The sequence below is a fragment of the Sporofaciens musculi genome (genome assembly GCF_009830285.1).
Lineage (GTDB): Bacteria > Bacillota > Clostridia > Lachnospirales > Lachnospiraceae > Sporofaciens > Sporofaciens musculi.
Genome location: NZ_WUQX01000001.1, coordinates 3,591,206 through 3,612,468, shown reverse-complemented (window position 1 = coordinate 3,612,468; position 21,263 = coordinate 3,591,206). Strand labels below are relative to the sequence as shown.

At 39.9% G+C, this 21,263-nt stretch carries 36 protein-coding genes; 30 read left to right on the top strand and 6 right to left on the bottom strand.

The annotated features are described in order from the left end of the window. Window positions 1–27: 27 nt before the first annotated feature. The 5 genes from GN277_RS18390 to GN277_RS18370 all read right to left on the bottom strand — a co-directional run bounded on the left by GN277_RS18390 (window position 28) and on the right by GN277_RS18370 (window position 3,466). Entirely contained in the window at window positions 28–450 is a 423-nt protein-coding gene (locus tag GN277_RS18390; protein WP_159752469.1) for a type II toxin-antitoxin system HicB family antitoxin, read from the bottom strand. A 43-nt stretch (window positions 451–493) separates the two neighbouring features. Beyond that, complete coding sequence (locus tag GN277_RS18385) at window positions 494–691, bottom strand: type II toxin-antitoxin system HicA family toxin (protein WP_159752467.1); 198 nt, start codon at window positions 689–691, stop codon at window positions 494–496. A 254-nt stretch (window positions 692–945) separates the two neighbouring features. Beyond that, a complete protein-coding gene (locus GN277_RS18380; protein WP_159752465.1) occupies window positions 946–1,611 on the bottom strand; it encodes a hypothetical protein in 666 nt (221 codons plus the stop codon). A gap of 66 nt (window positions 1,612–1,677) precedes the next feature. Further along, the gene (locus tag GN277_RS18375) at window positions 1,678–2,367 is read right to left on the bottom strand and encodes a hypothetical protein (protein WP_159752463.1); all 690 of its coding nucleotides are present in this window, start codon (window positions 2,365–2,367) and stop codon (window positions 1,678–1,680) included. 76 nt (window positions 2,368–2,443) lie between these two features. Then, complete coding sequence (locus tag GN277_RS18370) at window positions 2,444–3,466, bottom strand: XRE family transcriptional regulator (RefSeq protein ID WP_159752461.1); 1,023 nt, start codon at window positions 3,464–3,466, stop codon at window positions 2,444–2,446. 147 nt (window positions 3,467–3,613) lie between these two features. Between GN277_RS18370 and GN277_RS18365 the strand changes: the two genes are divergently transcribed. The 14 genes from GN277_RS18365 to GN277_RS18310 all read left to right on the top strand — a co-directional run bounded on the left by GN277_RS18365 (window position 3,614) and on the right by GN277_RS18310 (window position 12,495). Beyond that, a complete protein-coding gene (locus tag GN277_RS18365; RefSeq protein ID WP_159752459.1) occupies window positions 3,614–3,832 on the top strand; it encodes a helix-turn-helix domain-containing protein in 219 nt (72 codons plus the stop codon). Between the two features lie 1,361 nt (window positions 3,833–5,193). Further along, entirely contained in the window at window positions 5,194–5,841 is a 648-nt protein-coding gene (locus GN277_RS18360; RefSeq protein WP_159752457.1) for a single-stranded DNA-binding protein, read from the top strand. 165 nt (window positions 5,842–6,006) lie between these two features. After that, window positions 6,007–6,735 carry a rolling circle replication-associated protein gene (locus tag GN277_RS18355; RefSeq protein WP_159752455.1) on the top strand — a complete coding sequence of 243 codons (729 nt, stop codon included), beginning with the start codon at window positions 6,007–6,009 and terminating at the stop codon, window positions 6,733–6,735. A gap of 83 nt (window positions 6,736–6,818) precedes the next feature. Beyond that, the gene (locus tag GN277_RS18350; protein WP_159752453.1) at window positions 6,819–7,307 is read left to right on the top strand and encodes a VRR-NUC domain-containing protein; all 489 of its coding nucleotides are present in this window, start codon (window positions 6,819–6,821) and stop codon (window positions 7,305–7,307) included. A gap of 12 nt (window positions 7,308–7,319) precedes the next feature. Continuing rightward, entirely contained in the window at window positions 7,320–7,790 is a 471-nt protein-coding gene (locus GN277_RS18345; RefSeq protein WP_159752451.1) for a hypothetical protein, read from the top strand. After that, window positions 7,762–8,559, top strand: coding sequence for a ParA family protein (locus GN277_RS18340; RefSeq protein WP_159752449.1), 798 nt, complete (start codon window positions 7,762–7,764; stop codon window positions 8,557–8,559). The genes GN277_RS18345 and GN277_RS18340 overlap by 29 nt, the downstream gene beginning before the upstream one ends. Before the next feature lie 2 nt (window positions 8,560–8,561). Next, window positions 8,562–9,947, top strand: coding sequence for a ParB/RepB/Spo0J family partition protein (locus tag GN277_RS18335; RefSeq protein WP_159752447.1), 1,386 nt, complete (start codon window positions 8,562–8,564; stop codon window positions 9,945–9,947). Between the two features lie 4 nt (window positions 9,948–9,951). Then, on the top strand, window positions 9,952–10,149 hold the full coding sequence (locus tag GN277_RS18330; RefSeq protein WP_159752445.1) for a hypothetical protein: 198 nt from the start codon (window positions 9,952–9,954) through the stop codon (window positions 10,147–10,149). Window positions 10,150–10,245: 96 nt separating this feature from the next. Continuing rightward, window positions 10,246–10,461, top strand: coding sequence for a hypothetical protein (locus tag GN277_RS18325; protein ID WP_159752443.1), 216 nt, complete (start codon window positions 10,246–10,248; stop codon window positions 10,459–10,461). A gap of 89 nt (window positions 10,462–10,550) precedes the next feature. After that, entirely contained in the window at window positions 10,551–10,997 is a 447-nt protein-coding gene (locus tag GN277_RS30400) for a hypothetical protein (RefSeq protein WP_244324783.1), read from the top strand. Window positions 10,998–11,019: 22 nt separating this feature from the next. After that, complete coding sequence (locus tag GN277_RS30395; protein ID WP_244324782.1) at window positions 11,020–11,358, top strand: site-specific DNA-methyltransferase; 339 nt, start codon at window positions 11,020–11,022, stop codon at window positions 11,356–11,358. A gap of 44 nt (window positions 11,359–11,402) precedes the next feature. Beyond that, on the top strand, window positions 11,403–11,525 hold the full coding sequence (locus tag GN277_RS30980; protein ID WP_280178617.1) for a hypothetical protein: 123 nt from the start codon (window positions 11,403–11,405) through the stop codon (window positions 11,523–11,525). An 80-nt stretch (window positions 11,526–11,605) separates the two neighbouring features. Continuing rightward, window positions 11,606–11,782, top strand: coding sequence for a hypothetical protein (locus GN277_RS18315; protein WP_159752441.1), 177 nt, complete (start codon window positions 11,606–11,608; stop codon window positions 11,780–11,782). A gap of 14 nt (window positions 11,783–11,796) precedes the next feature. Next, window positions 11,797–12,495, top strand: coding sequence for a hypothetical protein (locus tag GN277_RS18310; RefSeq protein ID WP_159752439.1), 699 nt, complete (start codon window positions 11,797–11,799; stop codon window positions 12,493–12,495). A 176-nt stretch (window positions 12,496–12,671) separates the two neighbouring features. Here the strand turns inward: GN277_RS18310 and GN277_RS18305 are convergent, their stop codons facing one another. Further along, window positions 12,672–12,818 carry a hypothetical protein gene (locus tag GN277_RS18305; RefSeq protein ID WP_159752437.1) on the bottom strand — a complete coding sequence of 49 codons (147 nt, stop codon included), beginning with the start codon at window positions 12,816–12,818 and terminating at the stop codon, window positions 12,672–12,674. Between the two features lie 183 nt (window positions 12,819–13,001). Between GN277_RS18305 and GN277_RS18300 the strand changes: the two genes are divergently transcribed. The 16 genes from GN277_RS18300 (at window position 13,002) to GN277_RS18240 (ending at window position 21,211) form a co-directional block, all read left to right on the top strand. After that, window positions 13,002–13,139, top strand: a complete 138-nt coding sequence (locus GN277_RS18300; protein WP_159752435.1) for a hypothetical protein — start codon at window positions 13,002–13,004, stop codon at window positions 13,137–13,139. Beyond that, complete coding sequence (locus GN277_RS18295; RefSeq protein WP_159752433.1) at window positions 13,126–13,479, top strand: hypothetical protein; 354 nt, start codon at window positions 13,126–13,128, stop codon at window positions 13,477–13,479. The genes GN277_RS18300 and GN277_RS18295 overlap by 14 nt, the downstream gene beginning before the upstream one ends. A 118-nt stretch (window positions 13,480–13,597) precedes the next feature. Next, window positions 13,598–14,239, top strand: coding sequence for a DNA adenine methylase (locus GN277_RS18290; RefSeq protein ID WP_159752431.1), 642 nt, complete (start codon window positions 13,598–13,600; stop codon window positions 14,237–14,239). 304 nt (window positions 14,240–14,543) lie between these two features. Continuing rightward, on the top strand, window positions 14,544–14,990 hold the full coding sequence (locus tag GN277_RS30390) for a DUF6444 domain-containing protein (protein ID WP_244324781.1): 447 nt from the start codon (window positions 14,544–14,546) through the stop codon (window positions 14,988–14,990). After that, window positions 14,950–15,426 (top strand): hypothetical protein, encoded by a 477-nt coding sequence (locus GN277_RS30385; RefSeq protein WP_244324780.1) that lies wholly within the window; start codon window positions 14,950–14,952, stop codon window positions 15,424–15,426. The genes GN277_RS30390 and GN277_RS30385 overlap by 41 nt, the downstream gene beginning before the upstream one ends. Then, on the top strand, window positions 15,423–15,755 hold the full coding sequence (locus tag GN277_RS30380; protein ID WP_244324779.1) for a hypothetical protein: 333 nt from the start codon (window positions 15,423–15,425) through the stop codon (window positions 15,753–15,755). The genes GN277_RS30385 and GN277_RS30380 overlap by 4 nt, the downstream gene beginning before the upstream one ends. Continuing rightward, window positions 15,724–16,008, top strand: coding sequence for an IS66 family transposase (locus GN277_RS30375; protein ID WP_244324778.1), 285 nt, complete (start codon window positions 15,724–15,726; stop codon window positions 16,006–16,008). Before GN277_RS30380 ends, GN277_RS30375 begins: the two co-directional genes overlap by 32 nt. 230 nt (window positions 16,009–16,238) lie before the next feature. Beyond that, window positions 16,239–16,544: a hypothetical protein gene (locus GN277_RS18280; protein WP_159752429.1), complete on the top strand. Its 306-nt coding sequence runs from the start codon at window positions 16,239–16,241 to the stop codon at window positions 16,542–16,544. Between the two features lie 26 nt (window positions 16,545–16,570). Next, complete coding sequence (locus GN277_RS18275; protein ID WP_159752427.1) at window positions 16,571–16,735, top strand: hypothetical protein; 165 nt, start codon at window positions 16,571–16,573, stop codon at window positions 16,733–16,735. A gap of 143 nt (window positions 16,736–16,878) precedes the next feature. Beyond that, window positions 16,879–17,289, top strand: coding sequence for a hypothetical protein (locus tag GN277_RS18270; protein WP_159752425.1), 411 nt, complete (start codon window positions 16,879–16,881; stop codon window positions 17,287–17,289). A gap of 14 nt (window positions 17,290–17,303) precedes the next feature. Next, complete coding sequence (locus GN277_RS18265) at window positions 17,304–17,708, top strand: YopX family protein (protein WP_159752423.1); 405 nt, start codon at window positions 17,304–17,306, stop codon at window positions 17,706–17,708. Window positions 17,709–17,865: 157 nt separating this feature from the next. Beyond that, on the top strand, window positions 17,866–19,023 hold the full coding sequence (locus GN277_RS18260) for a YopX family protein (RefSeq protein ID WP_159752421.1): 1,158 nt from the start codon (window positions 17,866–17,868) through the stop codon (window positions 19,021–19,023). 9 nt (window positions 19,024–19,032) lie between these two features. After that, a complete protein-coding gene (locus GN277_RS18255) occupies window positions 19,033–19,338 on the top strand; it encodes a hypothetical protein (RefSeq protein WP_159752419.1) in 306 nt (101 codons plus the stop codon). Continuing rightward, window positions 19,316–19,480 (top strand): hypothetical protein, encoded by a 165-nt coding sequence (locus tag GN277_RS18250; RefSeq protein ID WP_159752417.1) that lies wholly within the window; start codon window positions 19,316–19,318, stop codon window positions 19,478–19,480. Before GN277_RS18255 ends, GN277_RS18250 begins: the two co-directional genes overlap by 23 nt. Before the next feature lie 158 nt (window positions 19,481–19,638). Beyond that, window positions 19,639–20,703, top strand: coding sequence for a tyrosine-type recombinase/integrase (locus GN277_RS18245; RefSeq protein WP_159752415.1), 1,065 nt, complete (start codon window positions 19,639–19,641; stop codon window positions 20,701–20,703). Window positions 20,704–20,728: 25 nt separating this feature from the next. Next, window positions 20,729–21,211, top strand: coding sequence for a hypothetical protein (locus GN277_RS18240; protein ID WP_159752413.1), 483 nt, complete (start codon window positions 20,729–20,731; stop codon window positions 21,209–21,211). Window positions 21,212–21,263 lie beyond the last annotated feature (52 nt).

The window sequence follows — 21,263 nt, the reverse complement described above, 5'->3', positions numbered from 1 at the left end:
TTCCGTCCCATTTTGTTTGACCTTACATTATAAAGGTTGTGCTGGTTTTTTAATTCCGAGATATTCAATTAATGCATTTTGAAATAATTTTGAACAGTTTACCCCATCCTTATCAGCCTGGGCCGCAAGCCAGGCGGGAAGGGATAACGTTTTCTTAACAAATTTGCTGTTGATACGTTCACGAATCGGCGGCATGAAAACATGAATAAGCGCTGGAATCTGATTTTCGGATAACTCAATATCTGTAATGGATGATGGAACGGGGAGTGTCTCGCCGTCCTGTTCCATTCCCCAGATGTGTAATCCGAGAGCCTCTTGCGCGTTTTTAAATGCCATATCAGTATCGTCTTTGTCGGCGCAGGGACAACATCCTTCTAAATCTGGAAATTCAATATTAATCCCGTCTTCTGCATAATCAAATACAGCAACATAAGAATATCTGTCTTTCACTATGATTATTCCTCCAATCTGTAGTTTTCAAGAGAAGATGAGTCTATGCAAAGATAACCCCTGATTGTTTTGAAATACTCTTTAGTGTTCCAAGTGGAATATCTTTTCTTGGATGAGTAACTGTAACACGTCCCTTTTTTGTTGGATGTTTGAATTGGTGATGGTCTCCGTCACAGCCAACTTCATACCAGCCATCGTCTTTGAGCATTTTCAGCACTTCTCTTGATGAGTAACTTTTCACTATGGCTTCCTCCTTATGTATATATAATAATACATAATATATTACGTGTCAATGAAATGAGTACATAATTTATTATTTATAATAGTTACAAAATGATTCTTTTTTTCTTTATAAGTTTTTCGCGCTTTCTTTTTTGCCTGACCTTACATTGAAAAATTTATATAAATGTCGAAGTGGTTATATTTTCCCCAACACTTTCCCTCCTATATTGATTAACTCATCATTGGGATAAATGTTAAGAGAGCCATCTTTGTTTAATAGCATTTTTTACAAGGTTCATAGCCGGATGCCTGGGCTTGAGATAAGGTTACCTGTGTAGGCCCTTTCATGTTACTACAACTGGAACGGCTATGATACTTTGAACCTGATCGTGGAATCCAGACCATACTTCCTTGGACTTGTTGTTGAGCTTCCGCCTGAGCTTGTGCGGCTGCTTGGGCTTCCGCCTGAGCTTGCGCGGCTGCTTGAGCTTGTGCGGCTGCTTGAACTTCCGCCTGTTTTTCTTCTAATGTTTGGGTAATCCTAGAAGCAACAGTATTTAATTCTTCGTCTGTTAGCGAATCAAAAGGTTGCATCCGTGTCTGGTATTCGGCATAGGCAGAAAGTGTATCATTTAAAGTTGTTTTTGCAGATTCCAAATCAGATGTAGTTTGGTTGTATTTGGTTTGTAGGGAGTTATATTTACCCTCCAAAGTTTCATGGTCGATTTGTAAAGACTCATAGTTATTTTTTAAGGACTCATAATCGTCTTTTGATATTTTCCCAGATAGTGAAGTAGAAAGGGACAATATTAAAATAATACCTACTATTTCCACAATTAACCGCGGTTTGCCCCTAAAGCTACGAAGGATACTCGGTAATCTAGTAGAAGCTATTTCAGTTTGAGCTTCTTGAGGCGTTTCTTTTAACTTTTCATCCATAGTATATCCTCTCTTTCTCTTTTGTTAGACCTTACATTAAGAATATTTATATAAACACTGGGACATTTATTCTGACTCATGAAAGTACTCAGAGTTATTATTTATGTTAGGCGAATCAAATAGCCCTGTTTTCTGCCGAATCTGGCTTATGTATCCAGAAAAATTCTTTTTCAAAATTTTCTCTGCAAATTGTAAAGACTTTGAGTTTGTCGCCATTTTTAATAAACGGCTTTTCATATTTGCATAGGAAAAAGGTATCTGGCAATGTTTTATGATTTCGTTGGCCTCCTGTATCCCACATTCATGCAGTACAATGTCTGGACAAGTGAACTGGTATGCAAACGCCGTACAGTGTTCAAGTGAGTCGCCGTGATCGGCATAGTGGAAAATATTTGGACAGCTTTCTAAATTGCCAGATTTTATATAGTATACCAATTTAGATAATGTCCAGCGTATTTGCTCTGAGTCCAGTTGTTCATCGTATAAAATGATGTAGTGTCCTGTCTCGCGAACATACATTACGACCCCACTACCTCCAGCAGAAAAATAGTCCTCCGCATGTCCTTCTTTCTCCGCCACGAACTGCATCGGAAAAATGAAGATAGTGGAATCAATGATCTGGCAAAAATCAGGAAAAACAGGAAGGTCTTTTGCATCAAATTCTATTAGCGCGTCATAAGCGGAGAATTTGATAAATTTTTCCTCCTCCTTGGTTAAAGGACGTTTTCTACGGTTTTCCTTTTTATGAAAATGCATATATATCACCTACTGTATAATTATATATACATTTTAGCACCGTATAGAATTTTGCAAATACTCCAAATTTTTCCAGTTATGCATTTTTCTCAGGCTTAAACATTTTAATTTTTCCGCGTTCCAATGCAGCTAAATCTTTTGGATCGAGTGTAGATATATCTGGTGAATTTTTACTCTCCTTTTTATCAATTCCAAGCGCTTGTGCCCAAAGTAAGTCCCTTCCTTTTTCCAGAGCAGAGATATCTTCTGCGTTTAGTTCTGCGTAAGCCGCATTTTGGGTTTCTAAAGCCTTAAACTGTTTAAAAATTTCATTTTGTTTGTCTAAAGAGCTATTGGATGTTGATATTTTATCAACAACACGACCTAGACAACGTGTTTCCTCGGTAATAGGAATCTCTGGATAATGTTTCTTTTTATTAAGAGAAATCAAGGATTTCTTTCCACGCTTTTTTACCAAGGACTCCCCATCAACGATAAACAGACCTATATCATCCACCCTTATATCCTGCATCGGTTCTACCAGAAGAATATCACCGTCGTAATAAAGCGGTTCCATACTGTCTCCATTAACTCCGATGGCGTATTTGACCTTGTCATATTTTGGTATGTCAGGGATTTCAATCAAGTCTACAGGCACATCATCGAAAACAATCTGTCCGGTTCCGGCAGAAGCGAGCCGTTGGTAGTAATTGAGGGTTCTGGTTAAGTGTTCAGAATCCAAAGTTGGAAATTCTAAAGGCTCTGAATCTTTTTGTGAATCTTTTTCTAGTGCTTCCATACGTTCAGTTTCTTTATTAAGCACCATATCTACTAGATCCCGACCATAAGAATCAAGAATCCGGTATTTTTTTATATGCTCAAATTCAGATAAAGTTACATCGTTTACTTTTTTTGGAATATTGACTACGTCTTGAAAAAGGTAGTTTGCGTCTACATTTAGAGCATCAAACAGTTTATACATTATGGATTCTTTGGGATGACTGGTTTCTTTTTCGTAATTAGTAATAGCTGAACCAGTTACCCCAATCAATTCTCCAAGTTCGGTTTGAGTAAGACCTAAATTTTCTCTAGCTTCTTTAATACGTTTGCCGATTCCCAATAAATCACCTTCTTTCTATTTCAATATACATCACAAGTCTTAATATGTAAAGATAAAAATTCAAGAAACTTTAGAATAAATATTGACAACTAAAGAAATTTGATATATATTACATTTAAACTAAAGAAATTTGAGTTTGGAGGTGAAATGGTGAAATCAGCTATAGCAGCAAATGTGAAAGAAATTATAAAAATGCGCTGTTTGGCACAGGGCGCAATCGGAATGAAAGCTGGATATAATATTAAGACATTTAGCAATATGTTGAATGGCAGAAAAATTATTACGGATGTAGATGTAATAAAAATAGCAAATGCCCTTGAGGTAGAACCGAATGAACTATATGGAATAAAACCTAAGGTGGTATGAGAAATTAGAGTAAGGCACAGGGTATTGGAGGTGATGTGAGGTGAATAGAGAGGATAGATGGAAACCACCGATATTGCCATTAATTGCACTGGCAACATCGGTAATGGCGTTTGTGATTAATATATTAAGGGTACTACAATAGCTGCGATACTGATAATAATAGCGATAATAGTAATGAATGTAAGGACAATCATAGACGGAGGAGGGGGAGGCGTGGAGAAACGTGACGGATTTTTTGAGTTATATGGAATATCGGAAGAAGAAGAAAAGTTTTTTTAAATGCTTTATAGGCGCAGGTGTATCTATAGAAGGATTATTGCAGTCCTAATTTTAATAATACTAGTGTTGTTAGTAGTGAAGTAATAACGGAAGCTGCAACGGATATGATGAAGGGCCAGATTTTACTATCCCAGAATTTGTTACGGCGATAAACACAGTAACGGAAATATCTGTCAGTTAAAGTATACAGGCTTTTATGTAACGTTGGAGATTCGTTTGTATTGGTGAAGGGGTAATTACAGACAATAAATTTATTGTTAAGTAGTGGTCTTAAGGACGGGCCAAGAAAATCGGCTGTTACCCATTTCTTAAAGCGCATAATAAAAAGTTTCGTTTTTTCGGAATGGTATAAATTAATGTTTGAAAAATCCTCATTCATAGTTAGGAACTTCTTTCTAAATACAGTATATCAAGTAGTAGAAAGTTTATCAAGGACTAATTCAGAGAAGAAGCTGTGATGGAGAAAGATGCGTAACGAATTATTTGGAGGATGGTTGATAGTTACGAGTAGTCTAAACTATTTTTTACACGAGGATGGTCATTTGGGTGGAATAACATGCCCAGTAGGAAAGAGCTACTATTTGGTATCCAATACGCTGATTTAGTAGCCGGCGCAGAAGATGTAGTCATTCTATTAGATTGTATAGTATTATTTTTTGATTTTCTTGGTACGTCCTTAAGACCATTACCTATCAATAAATAATAGGAAGATAAAAGTAAAGGAAACAAGTACAACCAGTTATACATAGATATTAGAGAGGTGGTGCAAGTGGAACCAGATATGGTAAAAATCATACAAGTGTTGATATCGCTGCTTGAAGAACAGGAAGGAGTAACGATTGAATACGAATTAGAGAAAATCGCCTCTTGAGGCGATAACCAGTCGGACAAGCCATACAAGGCATTTCTCGAAGAAAGCCTCGTGGGGATAAGAGAGGCGGTGAGGTAGCATGTACGAGAAGATTTATCAATTAGTTCAGGTCGCAAGCACGGTAGTAAGTTTACTTGCATTTTTTATATTAATCATTGCTTTAATAGCGAAATAGCAGATGACAATACAAAGGAAGGAAAATTTTAAGATTATGTCAGTTGAATTTATTGAAAGTAACCAAGTGAGTATTATGGGAGATATTGTATCCCCGTTTGTATTTAAATGTGAGACGCATGGTACAAAATTTTACAAGGCAAAAGTGAATGTGAGACGCAATAGCGGTGAAATAGACATACTTCCGCTGGTGATATCAGATGAATCTGTTGATATGTCACAAGAATACACAGGGCAATTTGTCCTGATAAACGGGCAGTACCGTTCTTACAACCAGCAAGACGGGGATAAGCGAAGGCTTAAATTGTTCATATTTGGACAAGGGGTAGAGTTGATCGGGAAAGAACCAGACACCGCCGCGGCAAACCATATTTTTCTTGACGGTTACATATGTAAAGAACCACTTTACCGCGAAACGCCATTAGGCCGGAGGATTACAGATATTCTGCTTGCTGTAAATAGGCCTTATGGAGAGTCGGATTACATCCCATGCATCTGTTGGGGAAAGGGTGCGGAATTAGCAGCAGGGCTTGAAGTTGGCGCGCATGTCCAGATTGTTGGAAGGATTCAGAGTAGGGAATACATGAAGAAATTAACGGAGACAGAGGCAGAAAAGAGGATTGCCTATGAAGTGTCTGTCAAAAGCATTTTACTTGTTAATGAAGAAGAAAACACAAAAAAATAGCACATCTACGGCCAATAGATGTGCCGAAGGCTTCCGCCCCCATACGTATATTACCTACGTATCCAATGTACCATATGTGGGGCGAAAAGTCAAGAAAGACGGGGGAATTTTAGCCCCCGTTTAGACTCGATAAGTATATTATCTTAAGAACCATGGAGGTAATGGATGCCTTATATAAAGAGCATATGCAAGGCTGGAAGGACGAAGGAGATAGCAAAGTATTATACAAAGAGGTACAAGCCGAAGGGAGAAAAGAGGAATCCGAAGGAGAAAGAGACCTCAGAGAAGCAGCAGAAGGTAAATGACAGGCAGTTGGTAAGGAAGCTGACACGGATACTGAATGAGAATTTCGATGAAACGAGCAGATATGTAACATTTTCTTATGCGGTAAAAAACAGACCTCCCGATATAGACACATTACTCTCCCACAGAAGGGAACTCCTTAAGAATATGCGTAAAGTTTATAAGCAAGACGGACAGGAGATGAAGTATGTGGAGACAACTGAAGTAGGGGATCGGGGTGCGACACATATCCATATGGTAATCAATGACATAGATATGCGCAAGATAGAAAAGTTGTGGAAATATGGATTTGTATCATCAAAACCTTTGGATGATACGGGGCAGTACCGGAGACTGGCAGAGTATTTCATTAAATATTATCAAAAGACAAGGAGAACGGATAAACAGATACAAAAGAAGGCATATAACTGTAGCCGTAATCTCAAGCGGCCAAAGCCAAAAAAGAAGGTTATGCGCGGAGAACGGTTCCGGAAAGATATCAGGGTTCCGAAAGGGTGGTATCTGGATAAAGAAAGCGTAAGCGAAGGGATTACCGAGGATGGATATGAATTTTTATTTTATACATTGGTGCAAATAAAGAGGAGGATTTAAAGGATGAAATTTAATTGGACGGATACAGGAAAAGGGGTACATAGAAGATTGATTATAAGCGGCACGAAAGGAAGGAAAAAGAAATGAATCTAAGATATGCACAGAGAAGTGAAGATACTGAGCAGATTAGCCTTATACAATGGGCGCAGCACCAGACAAGCCGCTATCCGGAATTAAAATGGCTACACCATTGTCCGAACGGTGGCAGCAGGAACAAACAAGAAGCCATAAAGTTAAAGCAGATGGGAGTGAAGGCCGGAGTATCCGATCTGTGCCTTCCATATCCGAAGGGCATCTACTGCGGGTTATATATTGAGATGAAATACGGAAACAACCGCCAGACAGATAAGCAGAAAGAATTTCTTGAGGATATGGCGGCAGCAGGGCATTATGCAGTCACATGCTATACCATGGAGGACGCTGTAAACGTAATAACGGAATACCTGGAACTGCCAAAGAATATTGAAGGCGATGGTCTGCGGGGCATTTGCCGTGAGGCAGGTATTAAGATAGGGGAGTGCTGCATGGGGTTCCCTAACAACAGTATCATTAAAAATGGAAAAATAAAGTGAGGGCTTCCAGTGATGGGGTACATACAGGATTATCTTGCACAGTGTCCGGAAGAACTGCTTTATCAGGACTATTTAGAAGATATAAGTAACCGGAATAAGAATCCAGAATATCAGGAATACCTTGAAAAGTGCGTTAAAGAGGCAAGGTTATATAAATGCCGCAGGAAATTGTACAAAGACCATTTGAGGACGGAATATGAAGGGACTGTAAAGCGTGGGAAATGGCTGATAGATGTATATATAGACAGTGAAGGGAATTACTGGACGGATGACAGGGTCATGATTGGGAAATGGATTATCACAGGTTATGAAATGGTATCCGGACAGAAAGAACCGGACTACACATATTGGCAGCACATAGGGGAAGATTCTGATTGGGAGCAGGTTTTTGAGAAGTACGGAGGGATACCGCCATATTGGGAAAAGCTGCCAGAAGAAGAACAGGAGGACGGTTATGAAGATTATAGCGGTCATGTCGCCTAAAGGCGGGATCGGAAAGACAACAAGCGCCGATTCCATAGCTTACATTTTAGGTGAGGAATTAAAAAAGCGCGTATTAATCATAGAGGGAGACCAGCAAGGGGATACCTCTGATACATATGGATGCTATGAACCAGAGGGAATCGGCATGAGTGAATTGCTAGAGAAGCATGTGAGTGTCGGCGGCAGTTTTCATACCACAGACACAATTAAGGCGACCAGGTTCACACACATAGATATGATTCCTGCAAACGGATATCTCATGCAGACGGACATGAATCTTTTGATGAAATCAGAAGATAACCAGATCTTCCGTCTGAGGGATGCACTGGGAGAGGTTACAGACGCTTACGATTACTGTATTTGTGATTGCGGCAGATTGTTTGACATGGTGGTCATTAACATCCTGATGGCAGCAGGGCTTGTCATTGTGCCAATAAAGGTAGGCGGTTATGAAGTGCGTGCAATCATGAATATGGCTGAACAGATTGAAGAACTAAAGCAGATTCATCCAGCTCTCCGCATAAAAGCGCTGCTGACCATGCGGCAGAAAAATAAAACCTCCTTAGAGTTTGAGGACTGGTTAAAGAATACATCAGGGTTTGATGTATTTTCAACCACCATAAGGCGTTCTGTGATTGCGGAACGGGCGGCCATAGAGGCGCGGCCCCTTCCGGAATTTTCACCTAAATGTATCGCTTCAAAGGATTACAGGGATGTTGTGGCTGAACTTGTGGAGGAACTGGAAGAAGGCGAAGGGAGGGATGTATAAAAATGGCAACAGGATATACAGTATTGAACGCTTTAAATAGACAGACGAAAGCCGGTATAGATGAGACAGAACCAAGGGCGAGGTTTCGGACAAGGGATTTGTCCATCTTCAAGATTTATGCCAATGAAGATAATTTTTACCCACAGGAAGATATTGAGCAGAAAGCAGGGGAGATACTTGCAATCGGATTATTGGAGGGGTTGGTCGTTAAGTATGAGCCGCTTGAAGCCGTTGGTGAGTATAAATTGATTTCCGGTGAGCGTCGGTGGCGTGCGCTGCGTCTGCTGGTAGAACGAGGGTATAAAGAGTTTGAATTTGTGACATGCAATGTCGTTGCACCTGCCACATCCCATGAGGAAAAGGTAGCTATGATAATAGCTAACAGCCATCGAAATAAGGATGTTGCGACCCTGCTCAGGGAAGAAAATGAATTAAAAGAGACTTTGGAAGAAATGAAAGCAAACGGTATTGAACTGAAAGGCTATAACCTGCAGTCGGGCAGGATTCGGGAGGTAATTGCAGAGCTGCTGAATATATCTAATACAAAGGCAGCACAGATAGAGGCTGTGAATAACAATCTGATTCCTGATTTCAAGAAAGAGCTGGATAAAAACCGCCTTACATTTTCCGCAGTTTATGAGCTATCGGGGATGACGGAGGATGACCAGAAAAAAGCCCTGGAGATTTTGGAGAACACAGGGGAGTTGACTTATCGGACAATCAAGGGATTAAAAGAAAAGCCGGTGTCAGATTCTGACACCGAAGAAGAAGCCCAGAATAGTGAAAAGTCAGATGAATTTGAGACAGACAAAGCAGAGGATCCGATCCAGTCGGCAGCAGGCAGCCATCATGAAGAAAATGCAGGAAATGAAGCCAGGATGGCAGCAGGCAGCGAATACCAAGCCCCACACCCAGAGAGTATGACATCTATCTGTTATTCATGTAAAAACTATTCCACATGTAATGTAAGGACTGGCACCTGCCGGAAGTGTGACCAATATATCAATAAGGCGGAGACTGAAAAAACAGAAGAACAGAGGTATTCTGAAGAACAGGATAGAATAGACAGGGAAACAGCGAGAAAACTCAGGCAGCAGGCGGATGAAGAAAGGATGGAAAAACTTCCAAGTGAATCCCCAAACGGCGGACACCAGGTACATAAAATAAAGATTGGAAGGACCTTCTTTGAGGAGGTTAGCAGCGGAAGAAAAACGTTTGAACTCCAGAAAAATGACCGGAATTACCGAGAGGGGGATGTTCTTGAGTTGATGGAATATGCAGAGGGGCTATTTACAGGGCAAATGCTCAAGGTTCTTGTGACCTACATTTTGGAAGATTACACGGGGATTGTTGATGGTTACTGCATCATGGCGATAGAAAGGGTTTGAGAATATGAACCTCAATGAATTTAAGGATTTGAAAAGAGGAGACCTTGTAGGATTTAGCAATGTACAAGATTTCGGGAAAAAGATATCCGGCCAAGGGAACGTGTATGGATTTGGAAGGATAGGTTTTACAGATATAGTATGGGTGAGTATGGCGGATGGATATACACGGGGATTACCTTATGAAGAAATAAAAAAGTTATAGCATCAACACTGGTGGGGATGCACATTGTATCACAGGCATCAGGATAACCGATAAGCAGCCTCCGGCTTTTTTTGCCGGAGGGGAAAGGAGGATGGTTTGACAGAGAAGAAATTGCGTCATAGATATCAAAAAGGGCGGAGTATGTTTGACCCTTATTATTCACGCATACAAGAATTGCTGTTTAGTGGTAAGTCGATAAAAGATACCTACGAATATGTAGAAAAATATTTTAAAGTTTATAGCACATATGGAAATTTTAGGAGTTATGTGAAGCGCCGGAAATTGGATTGGTTTATGCCAATGAAAATATGAGAGATATCAAGTTAAATACAGATTGCAAGGAATGAAAAGAAATGGACCAGAGAAAGAAAAAAATTAAATGTGAATTGTATAGAGATTCTATGCAGAATTACAAGAGATATGGAATTCCACCGGCACAGCTTATCATAGCGGATGTCCCCTATAACGTAGGCAATAATTTCTATGGCAGCAATCCAATGTGGTATAACGGCGGAGACAGCAAAAAGGGAGAAAGCAAACTTGCAGGGAAGGCGGCGTTTCATTCGGATTATAATTTCAACCTGTATGAGTATTTCCACTTCTGTTCAAAAATGTTGAAGAAAGATGATATGAAACCAGTGTCAAGGGGAAGAAGCAGTAATTCCCCATGCATGATTGTATTTTGTGCATTTGAACAGATTCATACGTTGATTGATGCGGCGGTGAAACATGGATTTATTCATTATATACCATTGATATTCTGTAAGAATTACAGTCCGCAAGTGCTGAAAGCCAATATGCGTATTGTGGGGGGCGACAGAATATGCATTACTTCTATACCGCGATAAATTACCTAAATTCAGAAATGGCTTGCAGATTGATGAAAGCGGTAAGAACATCCGCGGTACAGGACGTATGATTTTTAACTGGTTTTCCTGGGAGCGTGATGGGAAAGAAATACCGAAGATTCACCCTGCGCAAAAACCCATTATGGTGTTAAAAAAGCTGATTGAAATATTTACGGATGAGGGGGATGTAGTGATAGATCCATGTGCTGGAAGCGGTGCAACGTTAAGGGCGGCATTTGAACTTGGCAGGAGTGCATATGGTTTTGAGATTGACCGAAATTTTTATCAGAGGGCAAAAGAAGAAATGCTTGTATTTGATAAAGAAGACCAGATGAATTTGTTTGATTTTATAGGGTTTTGAGATTGATGAAGAAATTGCGCTGGCGCAAGAAAGGGGGTAATTGCATGGATGATAAGAAGGCAAGGGCAGCAGCATGGATCGCAACAGGGATAGCGGTTGCGGTCGGAGTGTATGTTACGAAATCAGCATGGTGTATGTGGGCGTTGTTATTACCGGCGACGTATTAAGTGATAGGTGTGAATGATATATTTTTTTGTGGTTGGGGTTATAAGCTAAACAGAAAGTTAGCGGAGGTAGAGAAAAGAATATGATTGAAAAAGATGTATTGAGATATTTGTATCTGGTAGACCGAAAATTAACACTTATCACATCTGGAATAAACTGGAAACCACAATATGATGAGGAATTTGCTGGCATAGACAAAGAGCTGAATCAACTACGGGTTCTTATTGATAAAGAGCATGAAAAGAGTTCTGGATGTTAGATAAGGTGATAATAATGGTAGATGCAGAAGAAACAAAAAGACAGAAGGCGCTTAATCTAAGGTACAAAAAGCCTATAGTTAGGAATCTGAACCTGGATAGTATCCAGGAGGAACTGTGGAATATCCAAGGAGAATGTGGGGATGTGCACTGGTATTGTGATACAGACGAAGATACTCTGTTCAACGCTTTGGATGGAAATGAAGATGAAGCCTATGAATTTAAAATGATGTTTGCTGATCTATGCGCGGAGTGTGACCAGATGCAGCGAGATTTAAATGAAGAATGGATACCAGATTGTTTTGATAAATTCTTTGTGGCAATCGGAGCCGGTGAAGATTTTGGAAGACTTCTTGGATATGATGCATATGAGGGAGATTATTTTGGATTGTCATGCACAGAGGCGTTTGCGGAGGATGAAAGTAAAAAGGTGCTAAAAAGGCTGACAAAAGATGAAATAATTGCGGCAGCAAGACAGTGTTTTCGCATATACCAATCATTTATAGCTTTGCGGTATAGGTACGACTGTCTGAAAGCAGCAATGGATATATTGCGAGACCAAAACACAGGATACCTACAGATGGTGAAACGGATAGAGGATGTGTTTGAAAAAGCGGAGGAGGAATCAGTGGGATTCAAATATCAATGGGGTAAGGGAGTTGAAGAATTAGACAGGATTCTGGCAAATATGCCACAAGAGGCGTGGATACAATAAATTAGATCGGAGTAGAGTGGGAGGATAGGATTTGATTGAAGATGTCGCAGATGGCAGTAGGCGTTGAAATTAACGGAGGATTAACGTAAAGCGGTAGATAAATGACTAATAGATATGAAACGGTGTGTGAGAGCCACATGAAAATTGTGTGGGAATTAACATGTGGCTAGGAGATATTATTTTTTAGGTGCACGTGCATTGCGGATTTCACCATTTGGACCGATGGAATATTTCGTTTTACATCCGGTACAAGCAAATCCGGTATTTGGCGTGATATGTCTTGTTGTGCCGCATTTTGGACAAGTAAATGTAATTATGCCCATAATTAACCCCCTTTTCAGTTAAGATGGCAATATTATACCATTAATATAAAATGTTTTAAATGAAAAAGTTTTTAAAACATTTGAATGAGAAATTATTATATTTACGGACTTAGGAAGTAGGAAAATAATGATATTAAGTAAGAGAGTTAAGAGTATAAGCAAAGGATTAGGGGAGGGATTGGAGTGCCGGATGTAAGGCCAATAAACAAAAAGAAATACGAGATCAGTAAACACCGCTTTCTGGAACTCTATTATTACTGTATGCAGTACAGGGAGTGGGTTGACGAACTGGAAGTTAGGAGGATGTATGAAAATTGGTGATGTTGTAAAAAGTAAACGAACTGGGAAATTATACAAAATTGTGGAAGAAGAAATAGATAAAATAAAAGGTTATACCTGCGAACCCGTAAAGCGTGAAGATTCAAGGTATTACTTTCGGGAGTCAGAAATAGATGTTGTCACTAATAAAAATAGTATGATGACATTGGACGAAGCAATAAAGCATTGCGAAGATAAAATAGACTGTAATGATTGTGGTATGCAACATAAGCAACTTGCAAAGTGGCTCAGGGAATTAAAAGCATTTAGAGAAAGCGGCAGTGTTAAGAGATGTATTTTACATTTGAGTAGAAACGGATATGTAGTAAAAAAAATGGACTAAGCGTATGCAGACAGATTCCGATGAATGTATTGCACTTGAATCTAAGGGGAAAAGCAAGGACTGCGTAGGATGTTTGTGTTCTGTTTGATACAGTAAATCGGGCACTTGGAGGAAGGATATGAAGGCAATATTTAAGTATCCAGGAAGCAAATGGAGCATTGCGAAATGGATTATAGAATTCTTTCCTACGCACCATAGTTATCTGGATCCGTTCTTTGGAAGCGGTGCTGTCCTATTTAATAAGCCTCGAAGTAATATCGAAACAGTAAATGACTTGGATGGCAACGCAGTGAATCTGTTCGAGTGGATAAAAAAAGATCCCGAACGACTGGCACGTGAGATTTACTACACACCCTATGCACGGCAGGTTTATGATAAGGCATTTGCTACGGTACCGGTAGATAGCTTTGAAAAGGCCGTAAATTTTTACATAAGGCTTAATATGGGGCACGGGTTTAGGACAAACGGAGAAAAGGTTGGTTGGAAGAATGATGTCCAAGGGCGGGAACGTTCCTATGCGTCCCAGGACTGGTGCAATCTGCCTTCAAAGATTATGCAGGCAGCAGAGAGGCTGAGAGGTGTGCAGATAGAGTGCCTACCTGCAGTGGACGTAATAGAGCGTTTCAACCACCCCAAAGTACTGATATACAATGACCCGCCTTATGTCCTGGGTACCAGGCATGGAAAACAGTATCGGTGCGAACTGGATGATAAAGGGCAGAATGATCTGCTAGATGTGCTTTTAGCGCATAAAGGGTAACAGTTCAGCCTTGCGACTGGCAAAAGAGAGAAATTGAAAAAGTTTTTTCTTCTGATTATCCACATGGAAACACGTAATTTCACGAATTTAATTGCTTTGTGATTAGTATGTGGATAACTTTTGAACAACATGTCTGTTCAGAATCCCATTTTCATAGTTTTTGTGACCGGTATTCCACAGAACCTCTGGAATACACAAAAATAATCCACCGTCATTTTGACGAACCTATTCTAAAGAGGATTTTTCTTTTCTATTCATTTCTGATAAACTATGGTTATCAGAAATGAACGGAAGGAGATGCCCCATGGGAAGAAAAAGCAACTATGAAAATGGAATGTACCAGCAGCTCATGGAAATCATGGGGCGTCTGGATACGGTTGAAAAAGAACACAAACAGGAAGTTGGGGAATTGAAAGCGGAAATCGCAGATTTAAAAGAAGAGAACCAGCTCTTACGTCAAGAAAACCGACTGCTTAAAGACGATAATGCACGTCTGAAAAGTATTATCAATCATGACAGCTCCAATACTTCCCTTCCACCATCTACCGATCAAAAAGGCGGAAAACCTGCAAATACCTATAACGGAAGAAAGAAAACAAAACGTAAAGCAGGCGGACAAAAAGGGCATAAAGGAACAACGCTTACAAAAGCAGAGATAGAAGTAAAAATTGCTTCCGGCAAATGCAGACATGAAGTAAAAATGATTGGTAATGCAGCCGGACAGAAATACGTCAACAAAATATGTGGTTGATCTAGCTGTGGAACCGATGATTACAGAAATCCGTATCTATGCAGATAAAGAAGGGGTTTTACACATTCCAAAAGAATACCGCAGTGATGTTACCTATGGAGCAAATGTAAAAGCGCTGGCTGTATCCCTGTATAGTGAAGGGGTTATGTCAAACGACAGGATTGCTTCTTTTTTAAATGCAGCCGGTAACGGAGAACTCGAATTATCAGAAGGGAGCGTCTATGGATTTTGCAAAAAACTGGCGTCGGTTTCTCAAACAAGCATTTCAAATTTGGAAAACGAACTGTTGAACCAAAAAGTTGTTGCAACCGATGCCACAGTGGTAACAGTAAATGGGAAACAGAATTATATCCGGAATTTCAGCATAAAAAACAGCGTGGTATACCATGCCATGGGCGGCAAATCCATAGAAGCACTGAAGGGACTGTATTTTTGAAACACTATACAGGGATTCTTCTCCATGACCATGAAACCGCATTGTACCACTTTGGCACGGATCACGCAGAATGCAATGTCCACATCATCCGTTATCTCCGAAAAAATACGGAGGAAACAGGGAATGCATGGTCCGGGGAGATGAGTGCGCTCCTGTGTGAAATGAATCGGGAACGGAAAGAATTACTAGGGCAGGGGTTCCCATCATTTCCGCCTGCAATCCTAAGGGAATATGAAGAAAAATATTTTTCCCTGATACGAAAAGGAGAGGCAGAAAATAAAACGACCAGACATAAATATGCGAAAAAAAGAGGAAAAGACATTACTTAACCGTATGGATAAATACAGTCATAACCATCTTTTATTCTTGCATGATTTTTCCGTGCCCTTTGATGACAATATTTCGGAACGAGATTTACGGAAAGCAAAAAATCGCCAGAAAATGGCTGGAGGTTTTCGCAAGGAAAGCGGCAGTGAAATGTACTGTTCCATTATGACAGTCATAGAAACCCTTAAGAAAAGGAAAATGGGGATTATAGAAAATATAAAAATGTTATTTATGGGCACACCGGCTATATTTTAGCCGGTGTAATACCCGTTAGGTCAATCGCAAGGCTGAACTGTTACCATAAAGGTCCTGTAATTATAAGCTGTTATGACAATAAGCTGTACAATGACCGGTTGCGGGGGTGGCACAAGGAATATACTACATGTTATTCACAGGTTTGTAGCAAAAAGAAAGAAATAATCTGGATGAATTATGAGCCGGTGAAGCAGATGGAGTTGGAATTGATTAATTAAATGGAGGGAAAGATGGAGAGATTGACAATAGAATACTGTGGCGATTATGTACCAAAAGAATTATGCAGCATAGATAGATTGGGCGGTGCAGATGACTGTGATCTATGTTGTGAGTATTGTAAAGCTAAAGAGGAAGGAACCATGGATTGTAAGGAGTGTGCGATCAATCATAGCTTTAATCGGTTGGGGATGTATGAGAATGTACGAGAAAAAATAGAAAAACGTATACAAGAGTTAAAGACAAGCACGAACTATCCACATAACTATATGGGACAAATGGTAGAAGATTTTGAATGGGTACTTAGCTTAATGCAATAAATCGGGATTTAGTGGAGGTAGAAAAGATGAATGAAAAATATTCATGGACAGAAAACGAGACTGACGATATTTGGTATCACGGGAAATTTTCTTCTGTAGATGAATGTATAAAAGATGCTATAAGTTGTGGTAAAAAGCCTGGAGAGAAGATTGTTATAGGGCTTTGTGAAGATTATGTCCCGCAGTTGTAAGTAGATACTTTACTGGATCAGGTAAGTGAAGATGCTTATGAAGAAGTCGGGGATATCGCTGAAGGATGGCCGGAGTTTGAAGTTCGGAAAGGTTATAAATATGCCGACAAATTGCAGGAAAAAATTGATAAAGCCTTCAATGAATGGCTGTTGGAAACAAAGCAGGAGCCGAGTTTCTACCATATACAACCATTAGCGGATTTGGTTATAATTCCGGATACTCAGCAATGGGAGTAGTATATGGTCAAGAAGATTGGGCGGTAGGAAAGTGGGAAAGAGATTTAGAAATGGAATATAATATAAAATTGGAAGTCTATTTTGAAGTAAAGGATTCAGAAGTATATGGTGGATTGGAGTCAGTAGGCTATGCAAGTACGGGGATTAATGGCTGTAAAATCAACTATGCAAAAGAAAGTGTGTTTAATAAAAAAGAGCTTATGGAGGAATACATTAAGAGTCAAAGAGAAGGAATGGCCGAATTTTGTAAGGTTCCCCTAGAATGTGTAAGGACAATATCAAAGGAAGAATATGATAGCAATACTGATGATGACTAAACGGAGGGGCATTGATGGGTAGAGAAATATTATTTAGGGCAAAGCATATCCATAAGTTACCTGAAAACAAGCATCTTGATGGAAAGTGGGTTGAAGGATATTTAGCGGATAAAGCTTATATTAATTCTCCAGAATTGGAAGGAGAATTTTTGGTTGATGAAAGTACCATCTGCCAGTACACAGGATTAACAGATAATAACGGCAGGAAGATTTTTGAGGGGGATATTGTAAAAACAAGTCAGTATGGCGTAGATGATGGAAACGGTCATAATTACGCCGGATTTGATACGTTTTCGGTAGAATTTTCAGACGGTGGATTTTGCTTGAAGAATAAATGGCGTAGATTTAATTTGCGACCATTGGGAAATTTTGAGGTTATCGGTAATATTTTTGACAATCCTGAATTGATAGCGAGCTAAATGGAGGTTTAGGTGTGAAAAGGTTAATAAGTATTTTATTCGGAAGATTTGATGGAGAGCCATGTCCATACTGTGGAAGTACACATACGTTATGGGATGAATATCATCATGACTGGTTATGTCGTAAATGTGGAAAATATTTTTAATGGAGGAAAAGATGAATAAAGAAATATTATTCAGAGCAAAACGGATTGATAACGGAGAATGGGTTGAAGGAAACTATATCACAAATGAACGGGATGAGGAAAAGGCGTATATTGGGTATTTATTTGACGTGAGGAATGGGGCAGTACATGACTTTGATATTGTTGAGGTCATTCCAAAAACTATTTGTGAATATACCGGAATAACGGATAAGAACGACCAGAAGATTTTTGAGGGGGATATTGTTCAGTATTTAGGCATTGGATCAGTTGGAAAAGTTGTTTGGTATGAAGGAGATTACATAGGTTTTGCGGTAGATGAAATATACAATAGCGTTCAGCAGTACGATAAGGAAATGTTTGATGAAGTTGAGGTTATTGGTAATATCTTTGACAAACCAGGGATGCTGATGAATATAGAGCGTAAGGAAGAAAAACAATTAGTGTTTGAACCGCTTTTAAAAGATTTTGAAACAGAAACGATTGCTGAATATTTTAGAGATATGGTTGCTGAAATACCGGATTACATATTTACGATACCAAGCAGCACCAGCGGTAAGTACCATAATGCGACTCAGTGCGAAAGATACGGACAGATATATCATTCATATATGTTCGCAAGTATTTTGAATCATCGGCTCAGATTAAAGCCAAATAGAGAAAAATACAATACACCAGAAATCAGGGATTGCATGAGGTGCGTATCAGTATTCCATGATGCTGTCAAGTGTGGATGGAACGGAGAACAATATACGGTTCAAGAGCATCCAATATTAGCAGCAGAATGGGTGAGGAATACACATGTTGACCATGACATTCCGGATGAATATAAAGAAATGATAGCTTGTATGTGTGAAGCCCATAGCGGTGAATGGAATAAAAATAAATCTGGAGAAGTGATCATGCCGGAACCAAGAAATGATATGGAATTCTTCATTCATGAGTGCGACATATTAAGTTCAAGGGCAGATATAGACATGCTTCTTCCTGATGAGTTAAAAGATATTTTAGTTGGTGTGAATACAGAAGAAAAGACAATGGAGGAAAGATATACGGTAGAGCAGATCATAGACGCTATCACGCAGGCAGATGAGGAAGTTATGTCAGCAATCGCCTTTAAAGATAGGAAAATGTTGGAAGATGCTTTGAAAGATTTTTTGTTAGATGGATAGGACGGAAAGATGTCGATATCATATAAGGTGTGTAGGTGTAAATATTGTGGGAAGGAAATACGTTGGTTCAAGAGAAAATCAGGGAAGCCGATTCCGTGTGAACCATGGCGGGTATGCTATAAAATCCCAGAGGATGGAAACGGTTCTGAAACGATTATAACGCTGAATGGAGACATCATATCTGCGGACAAGGTATGGAGTAACAACGCTGAGGGCGTAGGATATATAACCCACTTTGCAGCATGTCAAAGAAACCAGGCTGCAAATGGTGAAGATAATGGAGGTGATACAGATGGCAGCAGGCAGCATGGATGAAGTAATCAGGGAAATCCTGCAAAGCATAGATGCGGTAGCTGAAAAGCCGTGTACAAATACATATTGCGCAGACTGTGACGGAAAATGTGCAAGGAAAGGCTGTGGAGGCTATATATCTGGGATGAGCCATGAATCTGGCTAAAATATTAAGCTGAAAATGGCAGCAGGCAGGTGAAAACATTTTGTAACAATAAAAACAGGTAACGGAGTGAATTCTTTGGCGAGAATTCCGTTACCTGCCTATCCAAGAGAATTATACCACATATTTATTCTCTTGGGAATATACAGGAGGGTAAAATTATGGCACAGACAAAGAAAGAGATTCTGCGGGATACGATATTAACGCAGATGCACCCATATCTGAACAGTGAGACGATGGACATACTTAACCAGGTGCTTATTAAGGCATTATATCCAGTGGATGTCGTAGAGCTGGAAACATTACCGGCAACCTATGAGACAACAAATGAGTATGTCTTAAAGCTATATGAGGCAAAGAAGCTGCCGAAACTCAGCAGACAGACATCCAGATACTATTTGCTTACAATTAAGCGGTTTATAGAATTTACCGGAAAGTCGCTGATGAATGTGACGGACATGGATGTAGAGCTGTATCTTCACGCTTACTCCAAGAAAGGGAACGCAGAGGCCACGGTGAACAATGAACGCCGCAACCTGTCCTCTTTTTTCACCTGGATGCGTAAGAGTCACTTGGTAACCGAAAATCCGGTGGAAAACGTAGAAAAATGGTCTGAGGTTGAAAAGCCGATAGACTACCTGAAGGATTGGGAAATGGAAGCGCTGAGGGATGCCTGCAAGGTTAAGAGCAGCGGTAATCTGGTAGATATGGGGGAATACAGGGAATGTCTGAGAGACAGGGCATTATTGGAGTTCCTGCGGAGTACGGCCGTCCGTGTAGGCGAGTGTGTGGCAACCAACAGGGAGAATGTAAATTGGCAGACAGGCGAAGTATTGGTATATGGAGAGAAAACAAAGGCATACCGTACAGCCTGCCTGGACGATATGGCAAAATACCATCTAAAAAAGTATATAGACAGCCGTACAGACGAATATGAAGCATTATTCGTATCGCTTAGGAAGGGGCATGGAAGGATACATAAAACGGGAATCGAAAACGCCCTTCGTTCGATTGCGAGGCGTTCGATACTTACACGTCGGGTATATCCGCATCTTCTGAGAAAGACAACAGCGACGAATATGACAAAGAAAGGCTGTCCGAGAGAGTTAGTGGCCTTTTATCTGGGGCATAAAAATGGGAACACAAAAACATTAAATAAGCACTATGCTGCCACCGATCCGGCGCAGATCACACAGGCTTTCTGGAAGTATGGTGCTGCGGCATAGGAAAACAGAAAGTAGAGTGGTGATATTGAGTAAAACAGAAGGGAAAGCTCTGACATTTAGGGAAGATAATGAGAAGAAGAAAGAATATCTGTGGAGATATCGGGATTCTGTACGTATGATTTCAAGGATTGAATCTGAATTGGTAGAGATTCGGGGGATGCGACTTGGAAGGGCGATTACTTATAATGGTTTACCATCAGGGGCGGGACAGTCAGATTTGTCGGATTATGCTGCAGAGTTAGATAGGATGGAACGAGATTTAGTAAATGAACGTTATAATCGGATTAAGCTTTATATGGATATATCCGGTAGGATTAAGAAATTAAAAAATCAAAATGAGAGTGACGTGCTATTTTACCGATATGTAAAGGGACTTGACTGGTGGGAGGTTGCAGAAAAAATAAAGTATTCTGAACGTCAGGTGCACCGTTTCCATGGAAAAGCGTTGGCGCATTTGCAGATTCCGAAAGAAATAAAAGATGTCATAGAATGTCAGTCCAATCTGTGATATTGTGATATCATCAGAAAGCAAAGAAAGAGGCAGCAGTCAGTGATGGCGA

Coding starts and splice junctions, on each gene's coding strand:
- GN277_RS18280 (WP_159752429.1), top strand. CDS start 16,239: ATGGAGAGATTGACAATAGAATACTGTGGCGATTATGTACCAAAAGAA.
- GN277_RS18335 (WP_159752447.1), top strand. CDS start 8,562: ATGGCAACAGGATATACAGTATTGAACGCTTTAAATAGACAGACGAAA.
- GN277_RS18290 (WP_159752431.1), top strand. CDS start 13,598: ATGAAGGCAATATTTAAGTATCCAGGAAGCAAATGGAGCATTGCGAAA.
- GN277_RS18275 (WP_159752427.1), top strand. CDS start 16,571: ATGAATGAAAAATATTCATGGACAGAAAACGAGACTGACGATATTTGG.
- GN277_RS18270 (WP_159752425.1), top strand. CDS start 16,879: ATGGCTGTTGGAAACAAAGCAGGAGCCGAGTTTCTACCATATACAACC.
- GN277_RS18355 (WP_159752455.1), top strand. CDS start 6,007: ATGCCTTATATAAAGAGCATATGCAAGGCTGGAAGGACGAAGGAGATA.
- GN277_RS18345 (WP_159752451.1), top strand. CDS start 7,320: ATGGGGTACATACAGGATTATCTTGCACAGTGTCCGGAAGAACTGCTT.
- GN277_RS18380 (WP_159752465.1), bottom strand. CDS start 1,611: ATGGATGAAAAGTTAAAAGAAACGCCTCAAGAAGCTCAAACTGAAATA.
- GN277_RS18265 (WP_159752423.1), top strand. CDS start 17,304: ATGGGTAGAGAAATATTATTTAGGGCAAAGCATATCCATAAGTTACCT.
- GN277_RS18255 (WP_159752419.1), top strand. CDS start 19,033: ATGTCGATATCATATAAGGTGTGTAGGTGTAAATATTGTGGGAAGGAA.
- GN277_RS18315 (WP_159752441.1), top strand. CDS start 11,606: ATGATTGAAAAAGATGTATTGAGATATTTGTATCTGGTAGACCGAAAA.
- GN277_RS18360 (WP_159752457.1), top strand. CDS start 5,194: ATGTCAGTTGAATTTATTGAAAGTAACCAAGTGAGTATTATGGGAGAT.
- GN277_RS18365 (WP_159752459.1), top strand. CDS start 3,614: ATGGTGAAATCAGCTATAGCAGCAAATGTGAAAGAAATTATAAAAATG.
- GN277_RS18295 (WP_159752433.1), top strand. CDS start 13,126: ATGAAAATTGGTGATGTTGTAAAAAGTAAACGAACTGGGAAATTATAC.
- GN277_RS18245 (WP_159752415.1), top strand. CDS start 19,639: ATGGCACAGACAAAGAAAGAGATTCTGCGGGATACGATATTAACGCAG.
- GN277_RS18260 (WP_159752421.1), top strand. CDS start 17,866: ATGAATAAAGAAATATTATTCAGAGCAAAACGGATTGATAACGGAGAA.
- GN277_RS18375 (WP_159752463.1), bottom strand. CDS start 2,367: ATGCATTTTCATAAAAAGGAAAACCGTAGAAAACGTCCTTTAACCAAG.
- GN277_RS30390 (WP_244324781.1), top strand. CDS start 14,544: ATGGGAAGAAAAAGCAACTATGAAAATGGAATGTACCAGCAGCTCATG.
- GN277_RS30375 (WP_244324778.1), top strand. CDS start 15,724: ATGCGAAAAAAAGAGGAAAAGACATTACTTAACCGTATGGATAAATAC.
- GN277_RS18340 (WP_159752449.1), top strand. CDS start 7,762: ATGAAGATTATAGCGGTCATGTCGCCTAAAGGCGGGATCGGAAAGACA.
- GN277_RS30980 (WP_280178617.1), top strand. CDS start 11,403: ATGGATGATAAGAAGGCAAGGGCAGCAGCATGGATCGCAACAGGGATA.
- GN277_RS18310 (WP_159752439.1), top strand. CDS start 11,797: ATGGTAGATGCAGAAGAAACAAAAAGACAGAAGGCGCTTAATCTAAGG.
- GN277_RS30400 (WP_244324783.1), top strand. CDS start 10,551: ATGCAGAATTACAAGAGATATGGAATTCCACCGGCACAGCTTATCATA.
- GN277_RS18250 (WP_159752417.1), top strand. CDS start 19,316: ATGGCAGCAGGCAGCATGGATGAAGTAATCAGGGAAATCCTGCAAAGC.
- GN277_RS18330 (WP_159752445.1), top strand. CDS start 9,952: ATGAACCTCAATGAATTTAAGGATTTGAAAAGAGGAGACCTTGTAGGA.
- GN277_RS18305 (WP_159752437.1), bottom strand. CDS start 12,818: ATGGGCATAATTACATTTACTTGTCCAAAATGCGGCACAACAAGACAT.
- GN277_RS18350 (WP_159752453.1), top strand. CDS start 6,819: ATGAATCTAAGATATGCACAGAGAAGTGAAGATACTGAGCAGATTAGC.
- GN277_RS30385 (WP_244324780.1), top strand. CDS start 14,950: ATGCAGCCGGACAGAAATACGTCAACAAAATATGTGGTTGATCTAGCT.